This window comes from Streptomyces sp. GLSS-08 (assembly GCF_056387915.1).
Genome location: NZ_JBWJAQ010000036.1, coordinates 1 through 22,720, shown reverse-complemented (window position 1 = coordinate 22,720; position 22,720 = coordinate 1). Strand labels below are relative to the sequence as shown.

Genomic DNA, 22,720 nt, shown 5'->3' with positions numbered 1-22,720 from the left:
AGGAATTACGCAACAATGGCGTTGTGAAAAACGTTGGCGAGGCTCCGCAGGAGGAACTCGCGACCGGTGAGCGGTCCACCCGCAACCGGGTCGCGCGCTCCATCCTGGACCACGGCCCGTCCACCGTGGCCGATCTCGCCGGGCGGCTTGGACTCACCCAGGCCGCCGTCCGCCGGCACCTCGACGCGCTCGTCGCCGACACCGTCGTGGAGGCCCGCGAGCAGCGGATCTACGGCGCGCGTACGCGGGGGCGCCCCGCGAAGGTGTTCGCCCTGACCGACTGCGGCCGGGACGCCTTCGACCAGTCCTACGACAAGCTCGCCGCGGACGCGCTGCGCTGGATCGCCGAGCGCGAGGGCGGCGACGAGGCGATCGTCGCGTTCGCCCGTGCCAGGATCGCCGAGCAGGCCGGGGCGTACCGCGCCGCCGTCGAGGCCGCGGCCCCCGAGGAGCGCACCGAAGCGCTGGCCAGGGCCCTGAGTGCGGACGGGTACGCTGCTACGGCGCGCAGCGCACCGGTCGGCGAGCAGCTGTGCCAGCACCACTGCCCCGTCGCCCATGTCGCCGAGCAGTTCCCGCAGCTGTGCGAGGCGGAGACCGAGATCTTCTCCCAGTTGCTCGGTACGCATGTGCAGCGCCTGGCGACCATCGCGCACGGCGACGGCGTGTGCACCACGTTCATCCCCAAGATTTCCCAGACCACTGATCACGCATCCGCAAGCACGGCCGGGAGGAACCCCGCATGACGCTCCCCACGGAGACTGCTCACCCCGAACTCGAGGGTCTGGGCAAGTACGAATACGGCTGGGCCGACTCCGACACGGCCGGCGCCTCTGCGAAGCGCGGCATCAACGAGGACGTCGTCCGGGACATCTCCGCGAAGAAGTCCGAGCCGGAGTGGATGACGAAGCTCCGTCTCAAGGGCCTGCGCCTGTTCGAGAAGAAGCCCATGCCGAACTGGGGCTCGGACCTGTCGGGCATCGACTTCGACAACATCAAGTACTTCGTGCGCTCCACGGAGAAGCAGGCGGAGTCCTGGGAGGACCTGCCGGACGACATCAAGAACACGTACGACAAGCTCGGCATCCCCGAGGCGGAGAAGCAGCGCCTCGTCGCCGGTGTCGCGGCCCAGTACGAGTCCGAGGTCGTCTACCACCAGATCAACCAGGAGCTGGAGTCGCAGGGTGTCATCTTCATGGACACCGACACGGCCCTCAAGGAGCACCCGGAGCTCTTCAAGGAGTACTTCGGCACCGTCATCCCGGTCGGCGACAACAAGTTCGCGTCGCTGAACACCGCGGTGTGGTCCGGCGGCTCCTTCATCTACGTGCCGCCGGGCGTGCACGTGGAGATCCCGCTCCAGGCCTACTTCCGTATCAACACGGAGAACATGGGCCAGTTCGAGCGGACCCTGATCATCGTCGACGAGGGTGCCTACGTGCACTACGTCGAGGGCTGCACGGCGCCGATCTACAAGTCGGACTCGCTCCACTCCGCGGTGGTCGAGATCATCGTGAAGAAGGGCGCCCGCTGCCGTTACACGACCATCCAGAACTGGTCGAACAACGTCTACAACCTGGTCACCAAGCGCGCCGTGGCGTACGAGGGCGCGACCATGGAGTGGATCGACGGCAACATCGGCTCCAAGGTCACCATGAAGTACCCGGCCGTCTACCTGATGGGCGAGCACGCCAAGGGCGAGACCCTCTCCATCGCCTTCGCGGGCGAGGGCCAGCACCAGGACGCCGGCTCCAAGATGGTCCACATGGCGCCGAACACCTCGTCCAACATCGTCTCCAAGTCCGTGGCGCGCGGCGGCGGCCGTACGTCCTACCGCGGCCTGGTCGAGATCGGTGAGGGCGCGCACGGCTCGAAGTCCAACGTGCTGTGCGACGCGCTGCTCGTCGACACGATCTCCCGCTCGGACACGTACCCCTACGTGGACGTCCGTGAGGACGACGTGTCCATGGGGCACGAGGCGACCGTCTCCAAGGTCAGCGACGACCAGCTCTTCTACCTGATGAGCCGCGGCATGACCGAGTTCGAGGCGATGGCCATGATCGTGCGGGGCTTCGTCGAGCCGATCGCCAAGGAGCTGCCCATGGAGTACGCCCTCGAACTCAACCGGCTGATCGAGCTGCAGATGGAAGGCGCGGTCGGTTAAGACCCGCCGTCCGGACACAGCCAGCGAACACTGACGCAGGAAAGAGAGCAGACCGACAGCCATGGCTGAGGCTACGAATATCCCGGTGGGGTCCACCACCGCCGGCCAGATCGCGGTGGCCGCCGAGTCGACCGTCGCCACGCGCATGAGCGCGCCCGCCTCCTTCGACGTGGCGGACTTCCCCGTCCCCCACGGCCGCGAGGAGGAGTGGCGGTTCACGCCCCTGGAGCGGCTGCGCGGGCTGCACGACGGCACCGCGGTCGCCACCGGCGACGGCGTCAAGGTGGACATCGAGGCCCCCGAGGGCGTCACCGTCGAGACCGTCGGCCGCGACGACGCCCGCCTCGGCAGGGCCGGCACCCCCGTGGACCGGGTCGCCGCCCAGGCCTACTCGGCGTTCGAGAAGGCCGGCGTCGTCACCGTCCCCAAGGAGACGGTGCTCACCGAGCCCATCCGCATCGCCGTGCACGGCGAGGGCGGGGTCGCCTACGGCCACCAGGTCATCGAGCTGGGAGCCTTCGCCGAGGCCGTCGTCGTCATCGACCACACCGGCGACGCGGTGCTCGCCGCCAACGTCGACTACGTGATCGGCGACGGCGCCAAGCTCACCGTCGTCTCCGTCCAGGACTGGGACGACAAGGCCGTCCACGTGGGCCAGCACAACGCCCTCATCGGCCGGGACGCCACCTTCAAGTCCTTCGTGGTCACCTTCGGCGGCGATCTGGTGCGCCTCCACCCGCGCGTCCACTACGCGGGCACCGGCGGCGAGGCCGAGCTGTTCGGCCTGTACTTCACGGACGCCGGCCAGCACCAGGAGCACCGCCTCCTCGTCGACCACAACACCCCGCACTGCAAGTCGAACGTGGCCTACAAGGGCGCGCTCCAGGGCGACGGCGCCCACGCGGTGTGGATCGGCGACGTCCTCATCGAGGCCAAGGCCGAGGGCACCGACACCTACGAGATGAACCGCAACCTGGTTCTGACCGACGGCGCCCGCGTCGACTCCGTGCCGAACCTGGAGATCGAGACCGGCGAGATCGTCGGCGCCGGGCACGCCTCGGCGACCGGCCGCTTCGACGACGAGCAGCTCTTCTACCTGATGGCGCGCGGCATCCCGGCCGACGACGCCCGCCGTCTGGTGGTCCGCGGCTTCTTCGCCGAGCTGGTCCAGCAGATCGGTGTCGCCGACATCCAGGAGCGCCTCCTCGCCAGGATCGACGAGGAGCTGGAGGCGTCGGTCTGATGACTGCCCCGTCGACCTTCGTACGCGCCTGTGCGCTGAGCGAGCTGGAGGAGGACACCCCCAAGCGGGTGGAACTCGACGGCACGCCGGTCTCGGTCGTGAAGACCGAGGGCGAGGTGTTCGCGATCAACGACATCTGCTCGCACGCGAACGTCTCGCTCTCCGAGGGCGAGGTGGAGGACTGTCAGATCGAGTGCTGGCTGCACGGTTCCGCCTTCGACCTCCGCACCGGCAAGCCGTCCGGCCTTCCCGCGACGCGCCCCGTCCCCGTATACCCCGTAAAGATCGAAGGGGACGACGTGCTCGTCTCCCTCTCCCAGGAGTCCTGAGGCACCCATGGCAACGCTTGAAATCCGAGACCTGCACGTCACCGTCGAGGCCGACAACGCCACGAAGGAGATCCTCAAGGGCGTCGACCTCACCGTGAAGCAGGGCGAGACGCACGCCATCATGGGCCCGAACGGCTCCGGCAAGTCCACGCTCGCCTACTCGCTCGCGGGTCACCCGAAGTACACGATCACCGGCGGCACCGTCACCCTCGACGGCGAGGACGTCCTGGAGATGTCCGTCGACGAGCGTGCCCGCGCCGGCCTGTTCCTCGCGATGCAGTACCCGGTCGAGGTCCCCGGCGTCTCGGTCTCCAACTTCCTGCGCACCTCCGCCACCGCGATCCGCGGCGAGGCCCCCAAGCTGCGCACCTGGGTGAAGGAGGTCCGGGAGGCCATGGAGCGCCTCAACATGGACCCGGCCTTCGCCGAGCGCAACGTCAACGAGGGCTTCTCCGGCGGTGAGAAGAAGCGCCACGAGATCCTCCAGCTCGAACTGCTCAGGCCGAAGGTCGCGATCCTCGACGAGACGGACTCCGGTCTGGACGTCGACGCGCTGCGCATCGTCTCCGAGGGCGTCAACCGCGTCCGCGAGTCCGGTGAGGTCGGCACCCTGCTGATCACGCACTACACGCGCATCCTGCGCTACATCAAGCCCGACTTCGTCCACGTCTTCTCGGCCGGCCGCATCGTCGAGTCCGGCGGCGCCGAGCTCGCCGACAAGCTGGAGAACGAGGGCTACGAGGGATACACGAAGGGTGGCCCCGTGGGCGGAGCGAACTCAGGGGAGGCAGTAGCGTGACGCAGTTGCCGGGCCTCCTCGACACCGAGGCGATCCGTAAGGACTTCCCCATCCTGGACCGCCAGGTCCACGACGGCAAGAAGCTCGTGTACCTGGACAACGCGGCGACCTCGCAGAAGCCGCGCCAGGTGCTGGACGCCCTGAACGAGTACTACGAGCGCTACAACGCCAACGTCCACCGCGGTGTGCATGTGCTCGCCGAGGAGGCCACGGCGCTGTACGAGGGCGCGCGCGACAAGGTCGCCGCGTTCATCAACGCGCCGAGCCGCGACGAGGTGATCTTCACCAAGAACGCCTCCGAGTCGCTCAACCTCGTGGCGAACATGCTGGGCTGGGCCGACGAGCCCTACCGCGTGGACCACGAGACCGAGATCGTCATCACGGAGATGGAGCACCACTCCAACATCGTGCCGTGGCAGCTGCTGTCGCAGCGCACTGGCGCGAAGCTGAAGTGGTTCGGCCTCACCGACGACGGCCGGCTCGACCTGTCGAACATCGACGAGGTCATCACCGAGAAGACGAAGATCGTCTCCTTCGTGCTGGTGTCGAACATCCTCGGCACGGTCAACCCCGTCGAGGCGATAGTGCGCCGGGCGCAGGAGGTCGGCGCCCTGGTCCTGATCGACGCCTCGCAGGCCGCGCCGCACATGCCGCTGGACGTCCAGGCTCTGCAGGCCGACTTCGTGGCGTTCACCGGCCACAAGATGTGCGGGCCGACCGGCATCGGAGTCCTGTGGGGCCGCCAGGAGCTGCTCGAGGACCTTCCCCCGTTCCTCGGCGGCGGCGAGATGATCGAGACGGTGTCGATGCACTCGTCGACGTACGCTCCCGCGCCGTACAAGTTCGAGGCGGGCACGCCCCCGATCGCCCAGGCGGTCGGTCTCGGCGCTGCCATTGACTATCTGAGCTCGATCGGCATGGACAAGATCCTCGCCCACGAGCACGCGCTCACCGAGTACGCGGTGCGGCGGCTGACGGAGGTCCCGGACCTCAGGATCATCGGTCCGGCGACGGCCGAGGACCGCGGCGCCGCGATCTCGTTCACGCTCGGTGACATCCACCCGCACGACGTGGGCCAGGTCCTGGACGAGCAGGGCATCGCCGTCCGGGTCGGACACCACTGCGCCCGTCCGGTCTGCCTGCGGTACGGAATTCCCGCGACCACGCGGGCGTCGTTCTATCTGTACTCCACGCCGACCGAGATCGACGCACTGGTCGACGGCCTGGAGCACGTACGGAACTTCTTCGGCTGAGGAGCTGGCTGAGTCGTGAAGCTTGATTCGATGTACCAGGAAGTCATCCTGGACCACTACAAGCACCCGCACGGGCGCGGTCTCAGGGATGGCGACGCCGAGGTGCACCACGTCAATCCCACGTGCGGCGACGAGATCACGCTGCGCGTCAAGTACGACGGCGAGCGGATCGCGGACATCTCGTACGAGGGTCAGGGCTGCTCGATCAGCCAGGCCTCGGCCTCCGTGCTGAACGAGCTGCTCGTCGGCAAGGAGCTGTCCGAGGCGCAGCAGGTCCAGGAGACCTTCCTGGAGCTGATGCAGTCCAAGGGCCGGCTCGAGCCGGACGACGCGATGGAGGAGGTGCTGGAGGACGCGGTCGCGTTCGCCGGTGTCTCCAAGTACCCGGCCCGGGTCAAGTGCGCCCTCCTGAGCTGGATGGCATGGAAGGACGCGACGGCCCAGGCACTGGGCGAGAGCGCCGAGAGGAAGACGGCATGAGCGAGAACACCGTGACACCCGCAGAGGGCCTGACGACGAAGCCGGCCTCGGAGGAGGAAGTCCGCGAGGCGCTGTACGACGTCGTCGACCCCGAACTGGGTATCGACGTCGTCAACCTCGGCCTCATCTACGGCATCCACATCGACGACGCGAACATCGCGACGATCGACATGACGCTGACGTCCGCGGCCTGCCCGCTCACCGACGTCATCGAGGACCAGGCCAGGTCCGCCACCGACGGCATCGTCAACGAACTGCGCATCAACTGGGTCTGGATGCCGCCGTGGGGTCCGGACAAGATCACGGACGACGGCCGCGAGCAGCTTCGGGCGCTCGGGTTCAACGTCTGACCGACACGCTGCGCCGTCCGGGCGACAGCTCCGCACGAGGCCCCTGGCATCCCGCCGGGGGCCTCGTGCGTGTCGCGGCGCGTTCGCGGTCCAGTGCCCTGCCGGTAACCGACCTGCGCCGCGCCGCGCCGGGCGAGCGAGGTTTGCGAAGCCCTCCAAGCCTCCAAGCACTCCAAGCACTCCAAGCCCTCGAAGCCCTCATCGGTCACCTCCACGGGCGATTCCGGGAAGCTCGTACGGACCGCCTCGCGAGACGCCCGCGCACGGGTTCGCCTCCGCGGGCCTCGGCCGGTTAGGTTGCCCTCATGACCGACACGACTGCTACTCGCACCACCGGCGCCGTCGCCGCCGGGCTCGCCACCCTCACCGCCGACGGCACCGTCCTCGACACCTGGTTCCCCGCCCCCGAACTGTCCGCCGAGCCCGGCCCGGCCGGCACCGAGCGGCTGTCCACCGAGCGTGCCGTGGAGCTGCTCGGCGAGGGCGCCGCCAAGGCCGTCGGTCCCGACGCCCGCCGTGGCGTCGAGGTGGTCGCGGTCCGCACGGTCATCGCCTCCCTCGACGAGAAGCCGATCGACGCGCACGACGTGTACCTGCGCCTCCACCTGCTCTCGCACCGTCTGGTGCGGCCGCACGGCCAGAGCCTGGACGGCATCTTCGGCCACCTCGCCAACGTCGCGTGGACCTCGCTCGGCCCGGTCGCCGTCGACGACGTCGAGCGGGTCCGCCTGAACGCCCGTGCCGAGGGCCTGCACCTCCAGGTGACCTCGATCGACAAGTTCCCGCGCATGACCGACTACGTCGCCCCGAAGGGCGTCCGGATCGCCGACGCCGACCGCGTCCGGCTCGGCGCGCACCTCGCCGAGGGCACGACCGTCATGCACGAGGGCTTCGTGAACTTCAACGCGGGCACCCTCGGCACGTCGATGGTCGAAGGCCGCATCTCGGCCGGCGTCGTGATCGGCGACGGCTCGGACATCGGCGGCGGCGCCTCGACGATGGGCACCCTCTCCGGCGGCGGCAACGTCCGCATCACCATCGGCGAGCGCTGCCTGATCGGTGCCGAGGCCGGCGTCGGCATCGCACTGGGTGACGAGTGCGTGGTGGAGGCAGGTCTGTACGTCACCGCCGGCTCCCGCGTCACGATGCCCGACGGCCAGATCGTCAAGGCCCGCGAACTGTCCGGCGCCTCGAACATCCTCTTCCGCCGCAACTCGGTCACGGGCACCGTCGAGGCCCGCCCGAACAACGCGGTCTGGGGCGGTCTCAACGACGTCCTGCACAGCCACAACTAGCGGCTCTCCGCCTGCCCCGAGCGCCCTCCCGTCCACCGGACGGGAGGGTGCTCTGCCGTTCCGCCCCCGCCGGGAGCCGGCCGGCCCGGTTCGGCTGGCATCGCATCGACGAACCCGAGGCGTACGTACGGCAGATCCTGTAACGCCAGCAGGTCAGCCGCCGCCCGAGTCCGACGTGGCCCGCCTCCTGAACTGTCCGGCCGGCCGATTCAATGGCTTCCGCATGGGCAACGACGGCGCGGGCGGCGCTGGAGTCCGGTCCTCGCGAAGCGCTGAGGCGCCGAGCGTTGCGCGTCGGGCGCCGCGCGGAGGGGGCAGGGGCGGACGGGGTCGGCCCCGGCCCGTCGGGACGGCGGGGGCGGACGGGGGTCGGCCCCAGCCGTCACGACACCTTCGCGAGCAGGCGCTCGTACGCCGCCAGCAGCCCGTCGGCCGCATCGCGGCCGGCGGGCCGCAGGGGAGCGCGGACCGGCCCGGAGGGCAGACCGAGCCTGCCGAGGAGGGCCTTGGCCGTAACCGCTCCCGGGAGTCCGGCGGACATCATCGCCCCGGTCAGCTCGATGGTCCGCCGCTGCATGCGCGCCGCTCCCGCCGTGTCGCCCGCGTCGAAGGCGTCCAGCACGCACCGGAACTGACGGGCGGCCACGTTCGCCACCGTACCGATGAAGCCCGCGCCGCCGACCGCGTACAGGGCGAGGACCTGCTCGTCGCAGCCCGCGTAGTACGCCAACTCCGTGCGCGCCAGCACCTTCTGGGTGCCGAGGAGATCGTAGGCGCAGTCCTTGACCGCCACGATCCGCGGGTGCTCCGCCAGCCGGATCATCGTCTCCGGCTCGATGCGGGTACCCGTGCGCCCGGGGATGTCGTACAGCACGACCGGCAGACCGCACGCGTCCGTGACGTCCCGGAAGTGGGCCTCGACCGCGTCCTGCGGCGGTCTGCTGTAGTACGGCGCGATCACGAGGAGGCCGTCCGCGCCCGCCCTCTCGGCCGCCCGCGCCAGTTCTGCGGTGTGCCGTGTGTCGGCGGTGCCGACCCCCGCGACGATCGGGACGTGCTCGCCGACCGCGGCCCGCACCGCGCGCACGAGCGCGGTCTTCTCCGCGTCCGACGTCGTGGGCGACTCGCCCGTGGTGCCGGACAGCACCAGGCCGTCGCACCCCTCGGCGACCAGCCGGGCGGCGAGCCGCTGCGCCCCGTCGAGGTCGAGCGCGCCCGCCTCGGTGAAGGGGGTGACCATCGCGCAGAGCGCCCGGCCGAAGGGGGCGTCCGGGGTCACCCGCGTGACGCCGGGCGCCAGGGCAGGTGCGGTGCCGGAGGTGGTGCGCGGTGCGGAGCCGGCCGGGGTGCCTGGAGTCGTCATGCCGTCAGTGTCGGCAACCTGACCGTGAAGCTCTACTTAATTCTGCTACGGGATAATGGGGACGGTTGCTAAATGGTCCTGGGCGGCGGGGCTGGGCGGCGGGGCTGGGGACGCCCTGGTGCCGGCCCTGCCACTCGTGGCCGCCGAGGGATCGCCGGAGCTGGTCGCGAAGGCCGCGTTGGTCCGGGCCCGCCTCGACTGACCCGCCTCGCCTGCCTCCAGAGTCAGTTGGCGCCTGTGGGCGAACGGGGATCGAAGGGGTAGCCCGGCCCGGTCCGGGTACCCGCCCCTCCTCAAGCGCGAGAGGAGGCGGGACACCGTGACCGGGACCATGAACAGCAGGCCCGTGCGGGACGAACACGGGAATCAGTCGGTGGGCGAGCTCGTCGGCCAGGCCACCGAACAGCTCTCCCAGCTCGTACGGCAGGAGCTGCACCTCGCGAAGGAGGAGCTGGCCGAGAAGGGCCGGCGCGCGGGGCGGGGCGGCGCGATGATCGGAGCGGCTGGCGCCGTCGGATACGTCGGGCTGATGGCCCTGGCCGGTACCGGCGTGGCCGCGCTCTCGCTGGTGCTGCCCGTGTGGGCCGCGGCGCTCATCGTGACCGCGGTGCTCCTCGCGATCGCCGCCGTACTGGCGGTGATGGGCCGGGGGCAGCTGCGCCAGGCCACACCGCCCACCCCCGAAAAGGCGCTGGACAGCGTCAAGGCCGATGTCGACGAGATCAAGGAAAGGGCGCATCGATGACGAACGAGAACACCGGCGCGGACGCCGCGAAGGCGGCCGACGCGCAGGGCCCCGCCGTGCAGGTTCCCGCCGTACAGCCGGGCGCCGGCGGTGCCGGGACGCCGGGCGCGAAGCCCGGTTCGGACGCCGCGGAGTCGGTGGGCGCCAAGGGCCCCGACGAGTTGCGGCGGCAGATCGAGGAGACCAGGAGCCAGCTCGGCGACACCGTCGAGGAGCTGGCCGCCAAGGCGGACGTCAAGGCCCGCGCGCGAGCCCGCGCCGCCGACCTCAAGGACCGGGCGGGCGCCATGACGGTCCAGATGAAGGGCTCCGCCGGCCAGGCGGGCCAAGTCGTGCAGGGCAAGGCCGTCCAGGCGGGCCAGGTCGTGCAGGGCAAGGCCGTCCAGGCCGGCCACGTCGTGCAGGAGAACCTGCCGGAACCCGTGAAGAACGCCGCCAACACGGTCGTCCAGGCCGGACGGCGGAACCCCGTGCCGGTCCTGATCGGCGCGGGCATGATTCTCGCGGCGCTGCTGCTGCGGCGTCACAACCACCACTGACACGACGGAGCCGGCGGCACGCGTGACGCCCGCCGGCTCCGGGGCACCCCTGACGAAGCGCCGGTGCCGGTGACGCTTCACCGGCACCGGCGCTTCGCCGCGTGCGGGACCGGTTCCGGAGCGGCCTGCGCCGGGCCGCTCCGTGGGGGCTCGCGGCAACGGTCGGCCACCCGTCGGGCGGACGGCCGGCCGCCGCCGCGCGGGCCGGGGCAGAACGACGAGCGGCGGGGCCGGATCGGCCCCGCCGCTCGTCGTGTCGCGGTTGGTGGTGCAGGTCGCTCGTCGCCCCGTGGTTGGTCTGCCGACCGCTCGTCGCCCCGCGGTTGGTGGTGTCGGGCGCTAGTGGTGCCGCCGTTGGTCTGTCGGTCGCTCGCGGTGCCGCGGTTCGTCTGCCGACCGCTCGTCGTGCCGCGACTCGTGGTGTCGGCCGCCCGTCATGTCGGCCGGGGGCGTCAGCTCGTCCTGCCGCCCTGCGCCGCCCGGGCCCGGGCCTCACGCAGCGCCCGCAGCCGCGGCGGCCACTTGCGGGTGTCCCGCGGCTCGACGTACAGCTCCTCCGTGGCCGGCTGCCCGCCGCTGATGGCCCGCTGGCGTGCCAGCTCCGCGTCGAACTCCAGCCCCAGCAGGATCGCCAGATTGGTCAGCCAGAGCCACACCAGGAAGACGACGGCGCCCGCCAGAGTGCCGTACGTCTTGTTGTACGAGCCGAAGTTGGCGGCGTAGAGGGCGAATCCGGCGGAGGCGGCCAGCCAGACCAGCGTGGCGACGACGCTGCCGGGACTCACCCAACGGAAGCCCCGGCCGCGGACGTTGGGGGCGGCCCAGTACAACAGGGCGATCATCAGGACGACCAGCACCAGCAGGACGGGCCACTTCGCGATGGACCAGAGGGTGATCGCCGCGTGGCCGAGCCCGACGGCCGTGCCCGCGCGTTCGGCCAGTGGCCCGGTGAACACGACGATGGTGGCGCTCGCCGCGAGCATCACCATCAGGGCGATGGTCAGGATCAGCCGCAGCGGGGTGAGTTTCCAGACCGGACGGCCCTCCGGAAGGTCGTACACCGCGTTCGACGTGCGGATGAACGCGGCGACGTAACCCGACGCGGACCACAGGGCGAACAGCAGGCCGACGATCGCGAGCACGCTCCCCGTGCCGCCGCTGTCGCCCAGCTGCAGCACCGCGTCGTGCAGGATGTCGCGGGCCGGACCGGGCGCCAGGTCACCCACGTTGGCGAGCAGTCTGTCCGTGGTGCGCTGTCCGGCCACGCCCAGCAGGGACACCAGTACCAGCAGCGCGGGGAACATCGACAGCACGCCGTAGTACGTCAAGGCGGCCGCGCGGTCGGAGAGTTCGTCGTCCGTGAACTCCTTCGCCGTGCGCCGCACCACCGCCCACCAGGAGCCCGCGGTCAACTCGGAGGGGCTGTCCTTCGCGGTCAGCCCCTCCGTCTCCGATTCCGGTCGCTTCTCGTCCATGACCTCACGTGTCTCCCGAAACGGCGGTGTGAAGCCGCTCCGGGAACCGAATCTCGTCCGAGGCCCCCAGGGGCCGTCCGGCCGGGTCGGCGAACGCCGTCCGGGCGGCTACGGCCTGAAGCGCAGCACCTGCGGGTCGTGATCGCTGATCTGGTCCGAGAACTCCGCGTTGATGTGCACGCTGTCGTACTCGAAGTCGCAGCCCCTGCGGATCGACGGGCTGATCAGGATCTGGTCCAGGACCTGGCTGTTGCCCTGGTAGTCGTAGGTGTAACGCTCGCTCTTCGGCAGCGACTTGATCGCCGACCAGAGTTCGCCGTCACCCTCCAGCAGCTTCGCGGTCCCGGAGAACTCGAAGTCGTTGATGTCGCCGAGGGTGACGACGTCGGCGTTCTTCTGCGTCGTCAGGATGTCCTTGACGAAGGAGTTCACCGCGGTCGCCTGGAGGTGGCGCTGGGTCTCCGAGCTGCGCACCGGCGGCTGGAACTGCCCGTGCAGCGACTGGTCGCCGCCCTTAGACGCGAAGTGGTTGGCGATCACGAAGACCGTCCTGCCGCGGAAGACGAACTCGCCCGCGAGCGGCTTGCGGCTGTTCTTCCAGGCTTCGCCGGCCGGGTCGATCCGGCCGGGAGACACGGTCAGCGCCGCCTTTCCGTGCTCCTTCGTGACGCCGACGGCGGTCGTCGCGTCACCGCCGGCGCGGTCGGTGAAGGAGACCCGCTCCGGGTTGAAGAGGAACACCTGACGGATGTTGCCGCCCGGCTCGCCGCCGTCCGCGAGGTCGACCGGGTCGATGGAGCGCCACTCGTAGGCGGGGCCGCCCGCCGCCACGATGGCGTCGACCAGCTTCTGCATCGTCCGGTCGGCGGCGACCGTGCCGTCGTTCGTCGCGCCGTTGTTGTCCTGGATCTCCTCCAGCGACACGATGTCGGGCGACTGGAGGTGCTGCACGATCGCGGACGCGTGGGCGTCGAACGTCGCGTCGCCCGGGTCCAGGTTCTCGACGTTGTACGTCGCGACGGCCAGTTCCCTGCGGCCCTGCTCCTCGGTCGTCTCCCGCTCCAGACCGCCCTTGTCCAGGGTGCCGAGCCGGCCGGCGACGAGGGTGTAGCCGCCGAACTGGTTGTAGTCGAGCGGACCCGCGGTGGTGCCCGTCAGCTCGTCGCCCACGTTCGCGGCGGGGAAGTCGGCGGCGGTGCCGAGGGACTGGATCTGCAGGCGTCCGGTGTTCTGCGAGGTGTACGAGCCGTACACCGTGCCGCCGCGGCGGTCGGTGTGCTCGTGCGGCTTCACCGTGACCCACAGCTCGGCGTACGGGTCGGTGGCCGTGACCACGCGCACGTCGGAGACCTGGACGCTCATGCCCTCCAGCGACTCGTAGTAGTCCAGCGCGTACGTCGCCGGTTCCAGCGTCAGGCCGTTGACCGAACCGCCCGCCGCGGTGTCACCGGCGGCGGTGTACGCGTCCGGGACCGACTCGGCGTCGACGACCGTCGCGGCTGGGACCGCGTGGCCGCCGGAGACCACGGTCACCGTCGGCTTGGTGATCTCCGTCAGCGACTGGTTGCCGGTGGAGGCGCCGCCCGGCACGTACTCCGAGACGGTGCCGGTGACCGTGACCGAGTCGCCGACGGCGGCCTTCGGGGCGGAGCCGGTGAAGACGAACACGCCCTCACTGGTGGCCGGGTTGTCGTCCGCGTCCGGGTCCTGGATCCAGAACCCCTTCGACGAACCGTAGGTCCGTACGGCGGTGACGATGCCGGTCACGTCCGTGACCTTCTGGCCCGCGTACGGGGATATACGGGTGCTGCCCTGGATGTCGTGGATGTGGACGGTGTCCGCGTGGGCGGGTGCGGTGAGCACCACGGCGGAGACGGTGGAACAGACCGCGGCGACGGTCAGCGCGGCGATGCGCGCGGTTCTCCTGCTCGGCAAGGGAATCCCTCCGGGGACGTACGTGAGCGCCGGGACGAGGGCGGAAAGGTGACGTGAGCGCGACCTGCGTGCGAGCCGGTGACGCGCGGAGAAGCGCCGGGCGGGTGCCCGTTCGACTTCTACGCGCGTCAATCTCGTGTGTGGCCGGGGGAGTTGTCAAGGTTTCGGTGGTGTACGACTCCTGGCAGGGACATGAACCGGGCGGCATGGGTCCAAATCCGTCTAGGCTGAGCCGCTGAGGCGGTGCGGTGCGGGTGACGGAGGCCACGCGCCTCCGTCACCCGCACCGCACCGCCCTGTTCTGTCCGTTCTGTCCGCCCCGCCGTGCCCGGCCCGGCCCCCTCGTCCGTCCTTTCTTCCGCCTGTCCGCCGTAGCCCCCCGCCTGTCCTGCTTGTCCGGAGGAGATTCAGCCGATGTCAGACAGCTCCCCCCTGCCGCCCGTGCGGCTGTCGTCCGAAGCGGAGCTGGCGCGGGACGCGCTCGCCACCCCGCTGCTCTCCCGCGCCGCGCGGCTCGCCCGCTGGGCCGGGCCGGACACGCGAGTGGGCGCGGGCGGTGAACTCGTCGAGGAGCAGCTCCCGCGGGCGGCCGGCGAACTCGGTCTCACCGGGGACGAGGCGGCGGCCCTCGCGAGCGAGGCCTGGCGGGTGGCCGTGGACGCCGGACTGGTCGAGGTCGTGGACGAGGAGGAGGGCACCGTCGCCGCGGGCGCCGACCTCGGACAGCTCACCGCCGGGGCGCCCCACGACGTGCTCGGCGTCTGGCTCGCCGCCCTGGAGACGGTGCTGGCCGACGCGAGCGTGCCGGACCTCGACGACCTGGTCGGCGCGATGGACGAGAACGGCACGGTCGACTTCTCGGCACTCGACTGGGACCCCGAGGCGGAGGCCGGGTTCCTCGAAGGCGTGCTCGGCAACCTCTACCTGCTGACCGTCGGCGGGGAGGGCCCCGGCGACAGCCCGGTGCCGCTGCCGGCGCTGGCCGCGTCGATGATCGTCCCCGAGGACATGGGCGAGCCCACGAACGACGTGCTGGAGCAGGTGTCGGACGCGATGATGCGGCTCGACGACCAGTTCCGCCTCCTCGAACCGATCGGACTCGTCGAGTTCCAGCCCGTCGACGAGGCGCTGATGGCGGACGCCGACGAGGAACCGGCGACGATCGACGAGACGGACGTCTCGCGCTACGGGATGGTGCGGCTGACGCCGCTCGGGCTGTACGGGCTGCGGGCCCGGCTGCTGGAGTCCGGGATCGAGGCGCCCGCGGTCGGTGACCTCTCGGACAAGGGGGCCGACGCGCTGTTGGACGGCACGTCCGCGTTTCCCGCGGCGGCCGCCCAGGCCGAGACCGAGCAGTGGCTCGCCCGGCGGGAGGCGCTCGCCGCGGCCAGGGAACTGCTGGCGGCGGCCCGGGGCACCGACGCGGGCGCGCCGCTGCGCCGGCTGCGCTGCCAGCAGGCCCTGTCGCTCGTGGGGCCCGAGGCGGAGCCCGCCCTGCGTGAGGTGCTCGACGACGCGGAACTCGGAGGGCTGGCGCGGGTCTGGCTCACGGAGCGCGGTGCGGCCGACGTGCCCGCCCCCTCCGAGTCGATGGTGTTCTGGCTGACCATCGACACCCTGGCCGCGCAGCTCGCGGCCGAAGGCAACTCCGACGAGCTGCAGGGCCTCGTGGAGGGGCTCGCCCAACAGCACGGTGGCTTCTTCGCGACGGCCTGGCGGGTCGACCACCCGGCCACGCCGGACGTCCTGGAGGCGATGGGGCGGCTGCACCCGGACCGGAAGGTGGCCAAGGAGGCCCGCAAGGCGGCATTCAAGGCACGGTCGCAGCAGGGGGGTTGAGGCGCCGACCCGGGACGGACCGCCGCGGAGTGACCCGCGCGGGTCGGCAGGGGAACTCGACGCCATGGCGTACGCCGCTTCGCCCAGCTCCGCCGCGGCCTGCCGGGAGTGAGCGAGAAGATGCTGATGCAGCACCTGCGGGAGATGGAGGAGGACGGTCTCGTGTACCGCGAGGTGCATGCTGAGGTGCCGCCGCGGGTGGAGTACTCCCTGACCGAGCACGGGCGCACCCTCAACCAAGCGCTCGGGCCGCTCGGTGCCTGGGGAGTTGCGCGGATGCGCCGCGAGGATCCGGAGACGGCCGACGTGGCCGGGACCCCGCCCGGGTAGGCGTTCCGGCCGCGTCGGCCGCCGGTGGCCGGTGGATTCACGCAAGGGGGACCCCTGAAGTCGGGCCGTGTTCAACTCCCGTTCAGGCACGGGCGGGACGGTGGCGCCACAACGAGGCGCGCCACCCCCCGCACGCAGTCCCACTCCACCGTCACAGGAGACAGCATGTCGCTCACCCGCAGGGACTTCGCCAGACGATCCGCGCTCACCGGCGCCGGTGTCGCCCTGGCCGGCAGCGTCGGCGCCCTCGCCACCGCGCCGAACGCCCTCGCGTCCACCGACACCGAGCAGGGCGACGAGTCGGCGGACCGGCACGGGGGTGTCGGCTACGGACCGCTGATCCCCGACCCCGACGGCCTGCTCGCCCTGCCCGCCGGCTTCAAGTACCGCGTCATCACCTACAGCGGCAGGACCAAGCTGGAGTCCGGCGAGTTCACCCCCTCCAACCACGACGGCACGGCCACCTTCGACGGGCCGCGCGGCGCCACCCTGCTGGTCAACAACCACGAGCTGGGCGGCGCCCGGTCCAAGTGGAAGTACCCCGTCCCGCTCACCGAGGGCCTGGTCTACGACCCGGCGGCGTCCGGCGGCTGCACGGTCGTCGAGGTGCGCCACGACAAGGTCGCCGAATGGGTCGGCATCGCCGGCACCGCCACCAACTGCGCGGGCGGCAGCACTCCTTGGGGCACCTGGCTCACCTGCGAGGAGACCGAGGACAAGGCCGGCCAGAACGGCATGACCAAGGACCACGGCTACGTGTTCGAGGTCGACCCCGAGGACCGCCGCCGCAACCGCGACCCGAAGCCCGTCAAGGCCCTCGGCCGCTACGCCCACGAAGCGGTCGTCGTCGACCCGAGGCGCGGCCGTCTCTACCTCACCGAGGACGCCTCGAACCCGAACGGCCTCCTGTACCGCTGGACCCCGCCGCAGGGCTTCGAGCACGGCCACGGCCGGCTGCGCGCCCTCGCCGACGACGCGGGCGTGCTCCAGGCGTTCAAGTGCTTCGACTCCGGCGGCCAGTTCGTCGACGACCTCTCGCGTGCCACCCGGATCGGCACCGTCTACGGCGTGGACTGGGTGGACGTCCCGGACCGCGACGCGAAGACCGTGTCCGTGCGCAAGCAGTTCGGCGCCGGCCAGGTCACCCGGGCCCGCAAGCTCGAAGGCATGTGGTGGGGCGACGGCGGCGTCTACATCGTCTCCTCCTTCGCCCGCGCGGAGAGCCCCGTCCAGCACGACGGCCAGGTCTGGTTCTACGACCCCAAGCGCCGCACCATGACCCTCAAGGTCCTCTTCGGCGTCAACACCGCCCCCGCCGAGGACGGCGCCTTCGACGGCCCCGACAACATCACCGTCTCCCCGTACGGCGGACTCGTCATCGCCGAGGACGGCGAGGGCGTCCAGCACCTGTTCGGCGCCACCGACAGCGGCCGCACGTATCCGATCGCGCGCAACGAGCTGAACATCGGCACCGAAGAGGCTCCGGAATACAGCGAATTCACCGGCGTCACTTTCTCCCCCGACGGCCGGACCCTGTTCGCCAACATCCAGACGCCAGGCATCATGCTGGCCATCACCGGCCCCTGGAAGCGCCAGAAGCGCGGCTGAAGTCCCGCCGGAGGCGGGTGATTTAATTCGTTGGCCGGTGCCGCGGCCGCCCTCTTAAAGTGATGCGTGTCCAGGTGCGAAGGCAGGACCTACTTCCACTCATAATGGGGCGGCCACGGGTTCGAATCCCGTCACCGGTACAACGCGCCGGTGTAGCTCAGGGGCAGAGCACCTACGTCGGTTCCGCCGACCTGAACTCTGGACACCACAACTTCATGCACCTCCCGGTGCGCGGGCCGCGGCTACTTCTCTCCAACAGATCCCTGCCGCCGCCTACTTGATTTCGGGAGGCGCAGCTCATGGTGGGTGCCCGGTGCGCAGGCAACGGTTACTTCATTCGGATCGGACGGCTGCGGGTTCGAGTCCCGTCATCGGCCCAGGGCCGAGGTAGCTCAATCGGTAGAGCATCCGGCAGAGTCCGTCGCCGACCCCTGATCTCGGGCACCCTCCATTCGCTGCGCCTCCCTCCGGAAAAGCGACGTCACCGTCGCCGACGAATTCGGGGGAATTCATCATGGCGCGATTCAACCTCAGGAACGCCAAGCCCAAGAGCACGTCGCGGGTCACTTCGACCGGCCGCGTCCTTCGCACCTACGAGGGCGGCCGCGGCCGGGAGCGCGACGCGCGCTCCGAACTCTTCCTGCTGGCGACAGCGAACTTCGTCTCGCAGAACACCTTCTACGAGTCCGGCGCCGACCGGGACGACCGGTTCGCCGCGCTGGTGCGCACACTCGCCGTCGAGGACCCGTCGTGGACGGCGGGCCTGCTCGGCTGGCTGCGCGGGGAGGGCAGTCTCCGTACGGCCTCCCTCGTGGGCGCCGCCGAGTACGTGAAGGCGCGTCTCGACGCGGGCGCCACGGACGGGCCCGCCAACCGCCAGGTCGTCGCCTCCGTCCTGCGGCGCCCTGACGAGCCCGGCGAACTGCTCGCGTACTGGACCTCCCGCTACGGCCGCAACGTGCCCAAGCCCGTCAAGCGCGGAGTCGCCGACGCCGTACGGCGTCTGTACCACGGCACGTCGCTGCTGAAGTACGACACCGCGTCCAAGGGGTACCGCTTCGGCGACATCCTCAACCTGGTGCACGCGGCGCCGGACCCGGACAAGCCGTGGCAGGGCGACCTGTTCCGGTACGCGCTGGACCGGCGCCACAACCCCGACACCGCCGTCCCGCCCGCGTCGAACCGGGTGCTCGTCGCACACCGCGAGCTGATGGCGCTGCCGCTCGGGGAGCGGCGGGCCGTGGTGACGGCGCCCGACGGTGCCGAGCGGCTCGCGGCGGCCGGCCTGACGTGGGAGGCGCTGGCGGGATGGCTGCAGGGGCCGATGGACAGGGCGGCCTGGGAGGCAGTGATCCCGTCCATGGGCGCGATGGCCCTCGTGCGCAACCTGCGCAACTTCGACGAGGCCGGGGTCGGGGACGAGGTGGCGGCGCGGGTCGCCGCGAGGATCAGCGACCCGGCGGAGGTGGCGCGCTCGCGCCAGTTCCCCTTCCGCTACCTCGCCGCGTACCGGCACGCGCCGTCGCTGCGCTGGTCGTACCCGCTGGAGCAGGCGCTCGCCCACTCGCTGGCCAACGTGCCGGCGCTGGGCGGACGGACGCTCGTCCTCGTCGACCGGTCCGGCTCGATGTTCCACTCCCGGCTCTCGGAGCGTTCCGAGCTCAACCGGGCCGACGCGGCCGCGGTCTTCGGCACGGCGCTCGCGCTGCGGGCGGCGGACGCGGACCTCGTCGAGTTCGGGACGTCGAGCAACCGAGTGCCGTTCCGCGGGGGCGAGTCGGTGCTGAAGGTGCTGGACCGCTTCGGCGACCTCGGCGGCACCGACACGGTCGAGGCGGTGCGCCGGCACTACCGCGGGCACGACCGGGTGCTGATCGTGACCGACGAACAGGCCATGTACAGCAACTACGGCGATCCTACCCAGCAGGTCCCGGCGGATGTCCCCGTCTACACGTGGAACCTGGCGGGCTACCGTCCGGGGCACGGCCCCTCGGGAAAGCCGAACCGGCACACCTTCGGGGGACTCTCGGACGCGGCCTTCCGGATGGTGCCGCTGCTGGAGGGGGCGCGGGACGCCGAGTGGCCGTGGGTCGCCTGAGTTCCGCACGACGGCGGTCCGCACCGTGGACATCCGCCCCGGGGCGGGCCGCCCTCTTGTGGGCCCGGGAAGCCGACATCTAACATTTCAGTTCATGGAGGCGATGCGACCCGTGCGCCGGAGCCTGCTCAGGGACCGGGCGTACGAAGCGATACGGGACGCCATCGTGGCCGGTGACATCGCGCCGGGCGCGGTGGTGCGGGACGCCGAGCTGGCCGAGCGGCTCGGGCTGTCGCGCGCACCGGTCCGCGAGGCGTTCTCCCGGCTCGTCGCCGAGGGACTGCTCGAGTCCAAGCCGCAGAGCCACACCCGCGTGACTGACGTGGTCGCCGCCGACGTGCGGGACGCCGCGGCCGTGGTGGGCGCCATGCACGAGCTGGCGGTGCGTACGGCGGTGCCCCGCCTCGACGCGCGGCACATCGAGGCGATGCGCGAGGCCAACGCGCGGTTCGCGCGGGCGGTACGGGACGGAGACGTGGACGCCGCGCTGCGTGCCGACGACGAGCTGCACGACGTCCTGCTGCGGGCCGGCGGAAATCGGGCGGCCGCCGCCACCGCCGCCCGCTACGCCCCGCTGATCCGGCGGCTGGAGCGGCTCCGCTTCGGCGAGGGCGGCAACTGCCGCTCGGCGGGTCTGCACGAGCGGTTGATCGACGCCTGTGCCGACGGCGACGTGGACGAGGCGGTCCGCGTCACGGCGGAGATCTGGCGTGCCCTCGAGGAACTGGCAGATGTCGATGCCGATCTCGCCGCCGGTGCCGATCCCGGTGTCGCCGCCGGTGCCGATCCCGTTGTCGCCATCGATGCCGGTGCTCAAGCTGGTGCTGGTGCTGGTGCTGGTGCTGGTGCCGGTGCTGAAGCCGGTGTCCGTGCCCGTGCCCGTGCCGGTTCCTGAGCCGGCGCCCGAACCGGGGAGGACCCCATGTCCCTTGACTCGTACGCACGTTATCCACTGCTCTTCGGGCCCTCGCCCGTGCATCCGCTGGAACGCCTGACCGGGCACCTCGGGGGCGCCGCGCTGTGGGCCAAGCGGGAGGACTGCAACTCCGGCATCGCCTACGGCGGCAACAAGACCCGCAAGCTGGAGTACCTCGTCGCCGACGCGCTCGCCCAGGGGTGCGACACGCTGGTCTCCATCGGCGGCGTGCAGTCCAACCACACCCGCCAGGTCGCCGCCTGCGCCGCCCGCGCCGGCCTCCGGTGCGTCCTCGTGCAGGAGAGCTGGGTGGACTGGCCCGACGCCGTGTACGACAAGGTCGGCAACATCCTCCTCAGCCGGCTCGCGGGCGCCGACGTACGGCTCGTACGGGCGGGGTTCGGGATCGGGGTCAAGGAGAGCTGGGAGCAGGCGCTGCGCGAGGTGGAGGAGTCGGGCGGCAGGCCGTACGCCATTCCGGCGGGGGCCTCGGACCATCCGCTCGGCGGCCTCGGGTTCGCCGGCTGGGCCCGTGAGGTCGCCGAGCAGGAGAGGGAGCTGGGCGTCTTCTTCGACACCGTCGTGGTGTGCTCGGTGACCGGATCCACCCAGGCCGGGATGGTCGCCGGGTTCGCCGCGCTCGCCGAGGCGGGCGGACGGCCGCGGCGCGTCCTCGGGATCGACGCGTCGGCGGACCCCGGCCGCACCCGCGAGCAGATCGCGCGGATCGCCCGGAACACGGCCCGGCTCATCGGCGTGGAGGCCGAGCTGTCGGAGGCGGACGTCGAGCTGGACGAGCGGTACCACGCGGGCACGTACGGTGTGCCCGACGAGGCCACGCTGGAGGCGATGCGGCTGGCGGCACGCACTGAGGGGATGGTCACCGACCCCGTCTACGAGGGGAAGTCGATGGCCGGCCTTGTGGACCTGGTCGCGCGCGGTGAGATCGGGCGGGACTCGACGGTGCTGTACGCCCACCTCGGCGGGCAGCCCGCGCTGAACGCCTACAGCGCGCTGTTCTGAGCCGGGGGCTGTCTCCGTCCAGGGCTGGCTAGGATGCGGAGAGGGTCCCCGGTTGGCGAGGAGCAGCTGAATGGCACAGGTGGGCGCGGGTGCGGCCAAGCCGATGCGGGCCGACGCGCGGCGCAACCACGAGCGGTTGCTCAAGGAGGCCGCGGCGGCCTTCGCCGAGCACGGGGCGGGTGCGTCGCTGGACGACATCGCCAAGCGGGCGGGGGTCGGGTCCGGCACGCTGTACCGGCATTTCCCCACGCGGCAGGCGTTGTTGGAGGCGGTGCACGTCGACCGCGTCGAGGCGATCGCGGCGCGCGCGGACGAGATCGCAGGGGAGCTGCCGCCGGGCGAGGCGCTGGTGGAGTGGTTGTACGAACTCGGCGAGGGCATGATCCAGGTCCGCGGGCTGAGGACGCTGCTGGGGCCGGCTGTCGCGGGCGGGAGTGCCGCGATGCTGAGTACCTGCGGGGACTCGGTGAGGGGGGCGGCCGGGCGACTGGTGGGGGCGGCTCAGCGGGAGGGGACGCTGCGGGGGGACGTGGAGCCGGTCGAGGTGCTGCGGCTGGTGCACGGGGTGGTGACGGCGTCGGAGCTGGGGAGCGGTGGGGGGACGTGCGTGCGGCGGTATCTGTCGCTGCTGACGGAGGGGTTGCGGGTGCCGGGGTAGGCCTTGCCGGCCGGGGTGCGGGGCGGGTGCCCTTGCCGCCCGGGGTCGGCTCGCGCCGTGCGTCCGCGTGGGCCGGGGTGGGGCGCCTTGGCCTAGGTGGGTGGGTCGCCCACGCCCCCGGTGGGTGGGCGCCTTCGCTGCGGTGGGTGGGTCGGGGCCGCGCCGGTACATCCGCCCGTTGCATGTCGGGCGTGCGGCTTGGTCACGGGTGGACCGGCGCTTCCTGCCCGACCTGCAACGGGCATCTGATGTACCGGCACGGCCCCTCGGGGGGGGGG

General features: G+C 71.3%; 21 protein-coding genes and 1 pseudogene. 19 read left to right on the top strand and 3 right to left on the bottom strand.

Annotation, left to right across the window (positions count from 1 at the left end):
- Positions 1 to 23 precede the first annotated feature (23 nt).
- The 9 genes from AC0ZLC_RS33665 (at position 24) to dapD (ending at position 7,913) form a co-directional block, all read left to right on the top strand.
- Positions 24 to 746, top strand: coding sequence for a helix-turn-helix transcriptional regulator (locus AC0ZLC_RS33665; protein WP_476755725.1), 723 nt, complete (start codon positions 24 to 26; stop codon positions 744 to 746).
- Positions 743 to 2,164 (top strand): Fe-S cluster assembly protein SufB, encoded by a 1,422-nt coding sequence (gene sufB, locus AC0ZLC_RS33660; protein WP_358853880.1) that lies wholly within the window; start codon positions 743 to 745, stop codon positions 2,162 to 2,164. Before AC0ZLC_RS33665 ends, sufB begins: the two co-directional genes overlap by 4 nt.
- A 61-nt stretch (positions 2,165 to 2,225) precedes the next feature.
- Positions 2,226 to 3,407 carry a Fe-S cluster assembly protein SufD gene (gene sufD, locus AC0ZLC_RS33655; RefSeq protein ID WP_476755724.1) on the top strand — a complete coding sequence of 394 codons (1,182 nt, stop codon included), beginning with the start codon at positions 2,226 to 2,228 and terminating at the stop codon, positions 3,405 to 3,407.
- On the top strand, positions 3,407 to 3,736 hold the full coding sequence (locus tag AC0ZLC_RS33650) for a bifunctional 3-phenylpropionate/cinnamic acid dioxygenase ferredoxin subunit (RefSeq protein ID WP_476755723.1): 330 nt from the start codon (positions 3,407 to 3,409) through the stop codon (positions 3,734 to 3,736). The genes sufD and AC0ZLC_RS33650 overlap by 1 nt, the downstream gene beginning before the upstream one ends.
- 7 nt (positions 3,737 to 3,743) lie before the next feature.
- Positions 3,744 to 4,535, top strand: coding sequence for a Fe-S cluster assembly ATPase SufC (gene sufC / locus AC0ZLC_RS33645; protein WP_476755722.1), 792 nt, complete (start codon positions 3,744 to 3,746; stop codon positions 4,533 to 4,535).
- Positions 4,532 to 5,788, top strand: coding sequence for a cysteine desulfurase (locus tag AC0ZLC_RS33640; protein ID WP_476755721.1), 1,257 nt, complete (start codon positions 4,532 to 4,534; stop codon positions 5,786 to 5,788). The genes sufC and AC0ZLC_RS33640 overlap by 4 nt, the downstream gene beginning before the upstream one ends.
- Before the next feature lie 15 nt (positions 5,789 to 5,803).
- Positions 5,804 to 6,268 (top strand): Fe-S cluster assembly sulfur transfer protein SufU, encoded by a 465-nt coding sequence (gene sufU, locus AC0ZLC_RS33635; protein WP_358853875.1) that lies wholly within the window; start codon positions 5,804 to 5,806, stop codon positions 6,266 to 6,268.
- The gene (locus AC0ZLC_RS33630) at positions 6,265 to 6,618 is read left to right on the top strand and encodes a metal-sulfur cluster assembly factor (protein WP_388790363.1); all 354 of its coding nucleotides are present in this window, start codon (positions 6,265 to 6,267) and stop codon (positions 6,616 to 6,618) included. Before sufU ends, AC0ZLC_RS33630 begins: the two co-directional genes overlap by 4 nt.
- 305 nt (positions 6,619 to 6,923) lie before the next feature.
- Positions 6,924 to 7,913: a 2,3,4,5-tetrahydropyridine-2,6-dicarboxylate N-succinyltransferase gene (gene dapD, locus AC0ZLC_RS33625; protein WP_476755720.1), complete on the top strand. Its 990-nt coding sequence runs from the start codon at positions 6,924 to 6,926 to the stop codon at positions 7,911 to 7,913.
- Between the two features lie 382 nt (positions 7,914 to 8,295).
- On the opposite strand, the gene dapA is transcribed toward dapD, so the two are convergent.
- Positions 8,296 to 9,276 carry a 4-hydroxy-tetrahydrodipicolinate synthase gene (dapA, locus tag AC0ZLC_RS33620; RefSeq protein WP_476755719.1) on the bottom strand — a complete coding sequence of 327 codons (981 nt, stop codon included), beginning with the start codon at positions 9,274 to 9,276 and terminating at the stop codon, positions 8,296 to 8,298.
- A 55-nt stretch (positions 9,277 to 9,331) separates the two neighbouring features.
- Here dapA and AC0ZLC_RS33615 point away from each other — a divergent pair, with 55 nt between their 5' ends.
- The 3 genes from AC0ZLC_RS33615 (at position 9,332) to AC0ZLC_RS33605 (ending at position 10,560) form a co-directional block, all read left to right on the top strand.
- Complete coding sequence (locus AC0ZLC_RS33615) at positions 9,332 to 9,478, top strand: hypothetical protein (RefSeq protein WP_476755718.1); 147 nt, start codon at positions 9,332 to 9,334, stop codon at positions 9,476 to 9,478.
- Positions 9,479 to 9,595: 117 nt separating this feature from the next.
- Positions 9,596 to 10,021: a phage holin family protein gene (locus AC0ZLC_RS33610; protein WP_476755717.1), complete on the top strand. Its 426-nt coding sequence runs from the start codon at positions 9,596 to 9,598 to the stop codon at positions 10,019 to 10,021.
- On the top strand, positions 10,018 to 10,560 hold the full coding sequence (locus AC0ZLC_RS33605; RefSeq protein WP_476755716.1) for a DUF3618 domain-containing protein: 543 nt from the start codon (positions 10,018 to 10,020) through the stop codon (positions 10,558 to 10,560). The genes AC0ZLC_RS33610 and AC0ZLC_RS33605 overlap by 4 nt, the downstream gene beginning before the upstream one ends.
- A gap of 452 nt (positions 10,561 to 11,012) precedes the next feature.
- On the opposite strand, the gene AC0ZLC_RS33600 is transcribed toward AC0ZLC_RS33605, so the two are convergent.
- Together AC0ZLC_RS33600 and AC0ZLC_RS33595 are read right to left on the bottom strand one after the other, a co-directional pair.
- A complete protein-coding gene (locus tag AC0ZLC_RS33600; RefSeq protein ID WP_476755715.1) occupies positions 11,013 to 12,035 on the bottom strand; it encodes a YihY/virulence factor BrkB family protein in 1,023 nt (340 codons plus the stop codon).
- A 108-nt stretch (positions 12,036 to 12,143) separates the two neighbouring features.
- Positions 12,144 to 13,970 (bottom strand): endonuclease/exonuclease/phosphatase family protein, encoded by a 1,827-nt coding sequence (locus AC0ZLC_RS33595; protein ID WP_476755714.1) that lies wholly within the window; start codon positions 13,968 to 13,970, stop codon positions 12,144 to 12,146.
- 414 nt (positions 13,971 to 14,384) lie between these two features.
- Here AC0ZLC_RS33595 and AC0ZLC_RS33590 point away from each other — a divergent pair, with 414 nt between their 5' ends.
- From AC0ZLC_RS33590 to AC0ZLC_RS33560, 7 genes and pseudogenes are all read left to right on the top strand, one after another.
- Entirely contained in the window at positions 14,385 to 15,809 is a 1,425-nt protein-coding gene (locus AC0ZLC_RS33590; protein WP_476755713.1) for a hypothetical protein, read from the top strand.
- 63 nt (positions 15,810 to 15,872) lie between these two features.
- A pseudogene (locus AC0ZLC_RS33585) lies at positions 15,873 to 16,139 on the top strand (winged helix-turn-helix transcriptional regulator); the annotation flags it as partial.
- Positions 16,140 to 16,304: 165 nt separating this feature from the next.
- A complete protein-coding gene (locus AC0ZLC_RS33580) occupies positions 16,305 to 17,747 on the top strand; it encodes an alkaline phosphatase PhoX (protein WP_476755712.1) in 1,443 nt (480 codons plus the stop codon).
- Between the two features lie 514 nt (positions 17,748 to 18,261).
- Entirely contained in the window at positions 18,262 to 19,845 is a 1,584-nt protein-coding gene (locus tag AC0ZLC_RS33575; RefSeq protein ID WP_476755711.1) for a TROVE domain-containing protein, read from the top strand.
- 94 nt (positions 19,846 to 19,939) lie between these two features.
- On the top strand, positions 19,940 to 20,740 hold the full coding sequence (locus AC0ZLC_RS33570) for a GntR family transcriptional regulator (protein ID WP_476755710.1): 801 nt from the start codon (positions 19,940 to 19,942) through the stop codon (positions 20,738 to 20,740).
- 27 nt (positions 20,741 to 20,767) lie between these two features.
- A complete protein-coding gene (locus AC0ZLC_RS33565; protein ID WP_476755709.1) occupies positions 20,768 to 21,784 on the top strand; it encodes a 1-aminocyclopropane-1-carboxylate deaminase in 1,017 nt (338 codons plus the stop codon).
- A gap of 70 nt (positions 21,785 to 21,854) precedes the next feature.
- Positions 21,855 to 22,442 carry a TetR/AcrR family transcriptional regulator gene (locus tag AC0ZLC_RS33560; RefSeq protein ID WP_476755708.1) on the top strand — a complete coding sequence of 196 codons (588 nt, stop codon included), beginning with the start codon at positions 21,855 to 21,857 and terminating at the stop codon, positions 22,440 to 22,442.
- Positions 22,443 to 22,720 lie beyond the last annotated feature (278 nt).

Excerpts from the sequence above, each read along its gene's own strand:
- sufB (WP_358853880.1), top strand. The coding sequence starts at position 743 with ATGACGCTCCCCACGGAGACTGCTCACCCCGAACTCGAGGGTCTGGGC.
- sufD (WP_476755724.1), top strand. The coding sequence starts at position 2,226 with ATGGCTGAGGCTACGAATATCCCGGTGGGGTCCACCACCGCCGGCCAG.
- AC0ZLC_RS33650 (WP_476755723.1), top strand. The coding sequence starts at position 3,407 with ATGACTGCCCCGTCGACCTTCGTACGCGCCTGTGCGCTGAGCGAGCTG.
- sufC (WP_476755722.1), top strand. The coding sequence starts at position 3,744 with ATGGCAACGCTTGAAATCCGAGACCTGCACGTCACCGTCGAGGCCGAC.
- AC0ZLC_RS33630 (WP_388790363.1), top strand. The coding sequence starts at position 6,265 with ATGAGCGAGAACACCGTGACACCCGCAGAGGGCCTGACGACGAAGCCG.
- dapD (WP_476755720.1), top strand. The coding sequence starts at position 6,924 with ATGACCGACACGACTGCTACTCGCACCACCGGCGCCGTCGCCGCCGGG.
- dapA (WP_476755719.1), bottom strand. The coding sequence starts at position 9,276 with ATGACGACTCCAGGCACCCCGGCCGGCTCCGCACCGCGCACCACCTCC.
- AC0ZLC_RS33615 (WP_476755718.1), top strand. The coding sequence starts at position 9,332 with ATGGGGACGGTTGCTAAATGGTCCTGGGCGGCGGGGCTGGGCGGCGGG.
- AC0ZLC_RS33605 (WP_476755716.1), top strand. The coding sequence starts at position 10,018 with ATGACGAACGAGAACACCGGCGCGGACGCCGCGAAGGCGGCCGACGCG.
- AC0ZLC_RS33600 (WP_476755715.1), bottom strand. The coding sequence starts at position 12,035 with ATGGACGAGAAGCGACCGGAATCGGAGACGGAGGGGCTGACCGCGAAG.
- AC0ZLC_RS33590 (WP_476755713.1), top strand. The coding sequence starts at position 14,385 with ATGTCAGACAGCTCCCCCCTGCCGCCCGTGCGGCTGTCGTCCGAAGCG.
- AC0ZLC_RS33580 (WP_476755712.1), top strand. The coding sequence starts at position 16,305 with ATGTCGCTCACCCGCAGGGACTTCGCCAGACGATCCGCGCTCACCGGC.
- AC0ZLC_RS33575 (WP_476755711.1), top strand. The coding sequence starts at position 18,262 with ATGGCGCGATTCAACCTCAGGAACGCCAAGCCCAAGAGCACGTCGCGG.
- AC0ZLC_RS33570 (WP_476755710.1), top strand. The coding sequence starts at position 19,940 with ATGGAGGCGATGCGACCCGTGCGCCGGAGCCTGCTCAGGGACCGGGCG.
- AC0ZLC_RS33565 (WP_476755709.1), top strand. The coding sequence starts at position 20,768 with ATGTCCCTTGACTCGTACGCACGTTATCCACTGCTCTTCGGGCCCTCG.
- AC0ZLC_RS33560 (WP_476755708.1), top strand. The coding sequence starts at position 21,855 with ATGGCACAGGTGGGCGCGGGTGCGGCCAAGCCGATGCGGGCCGACGCG.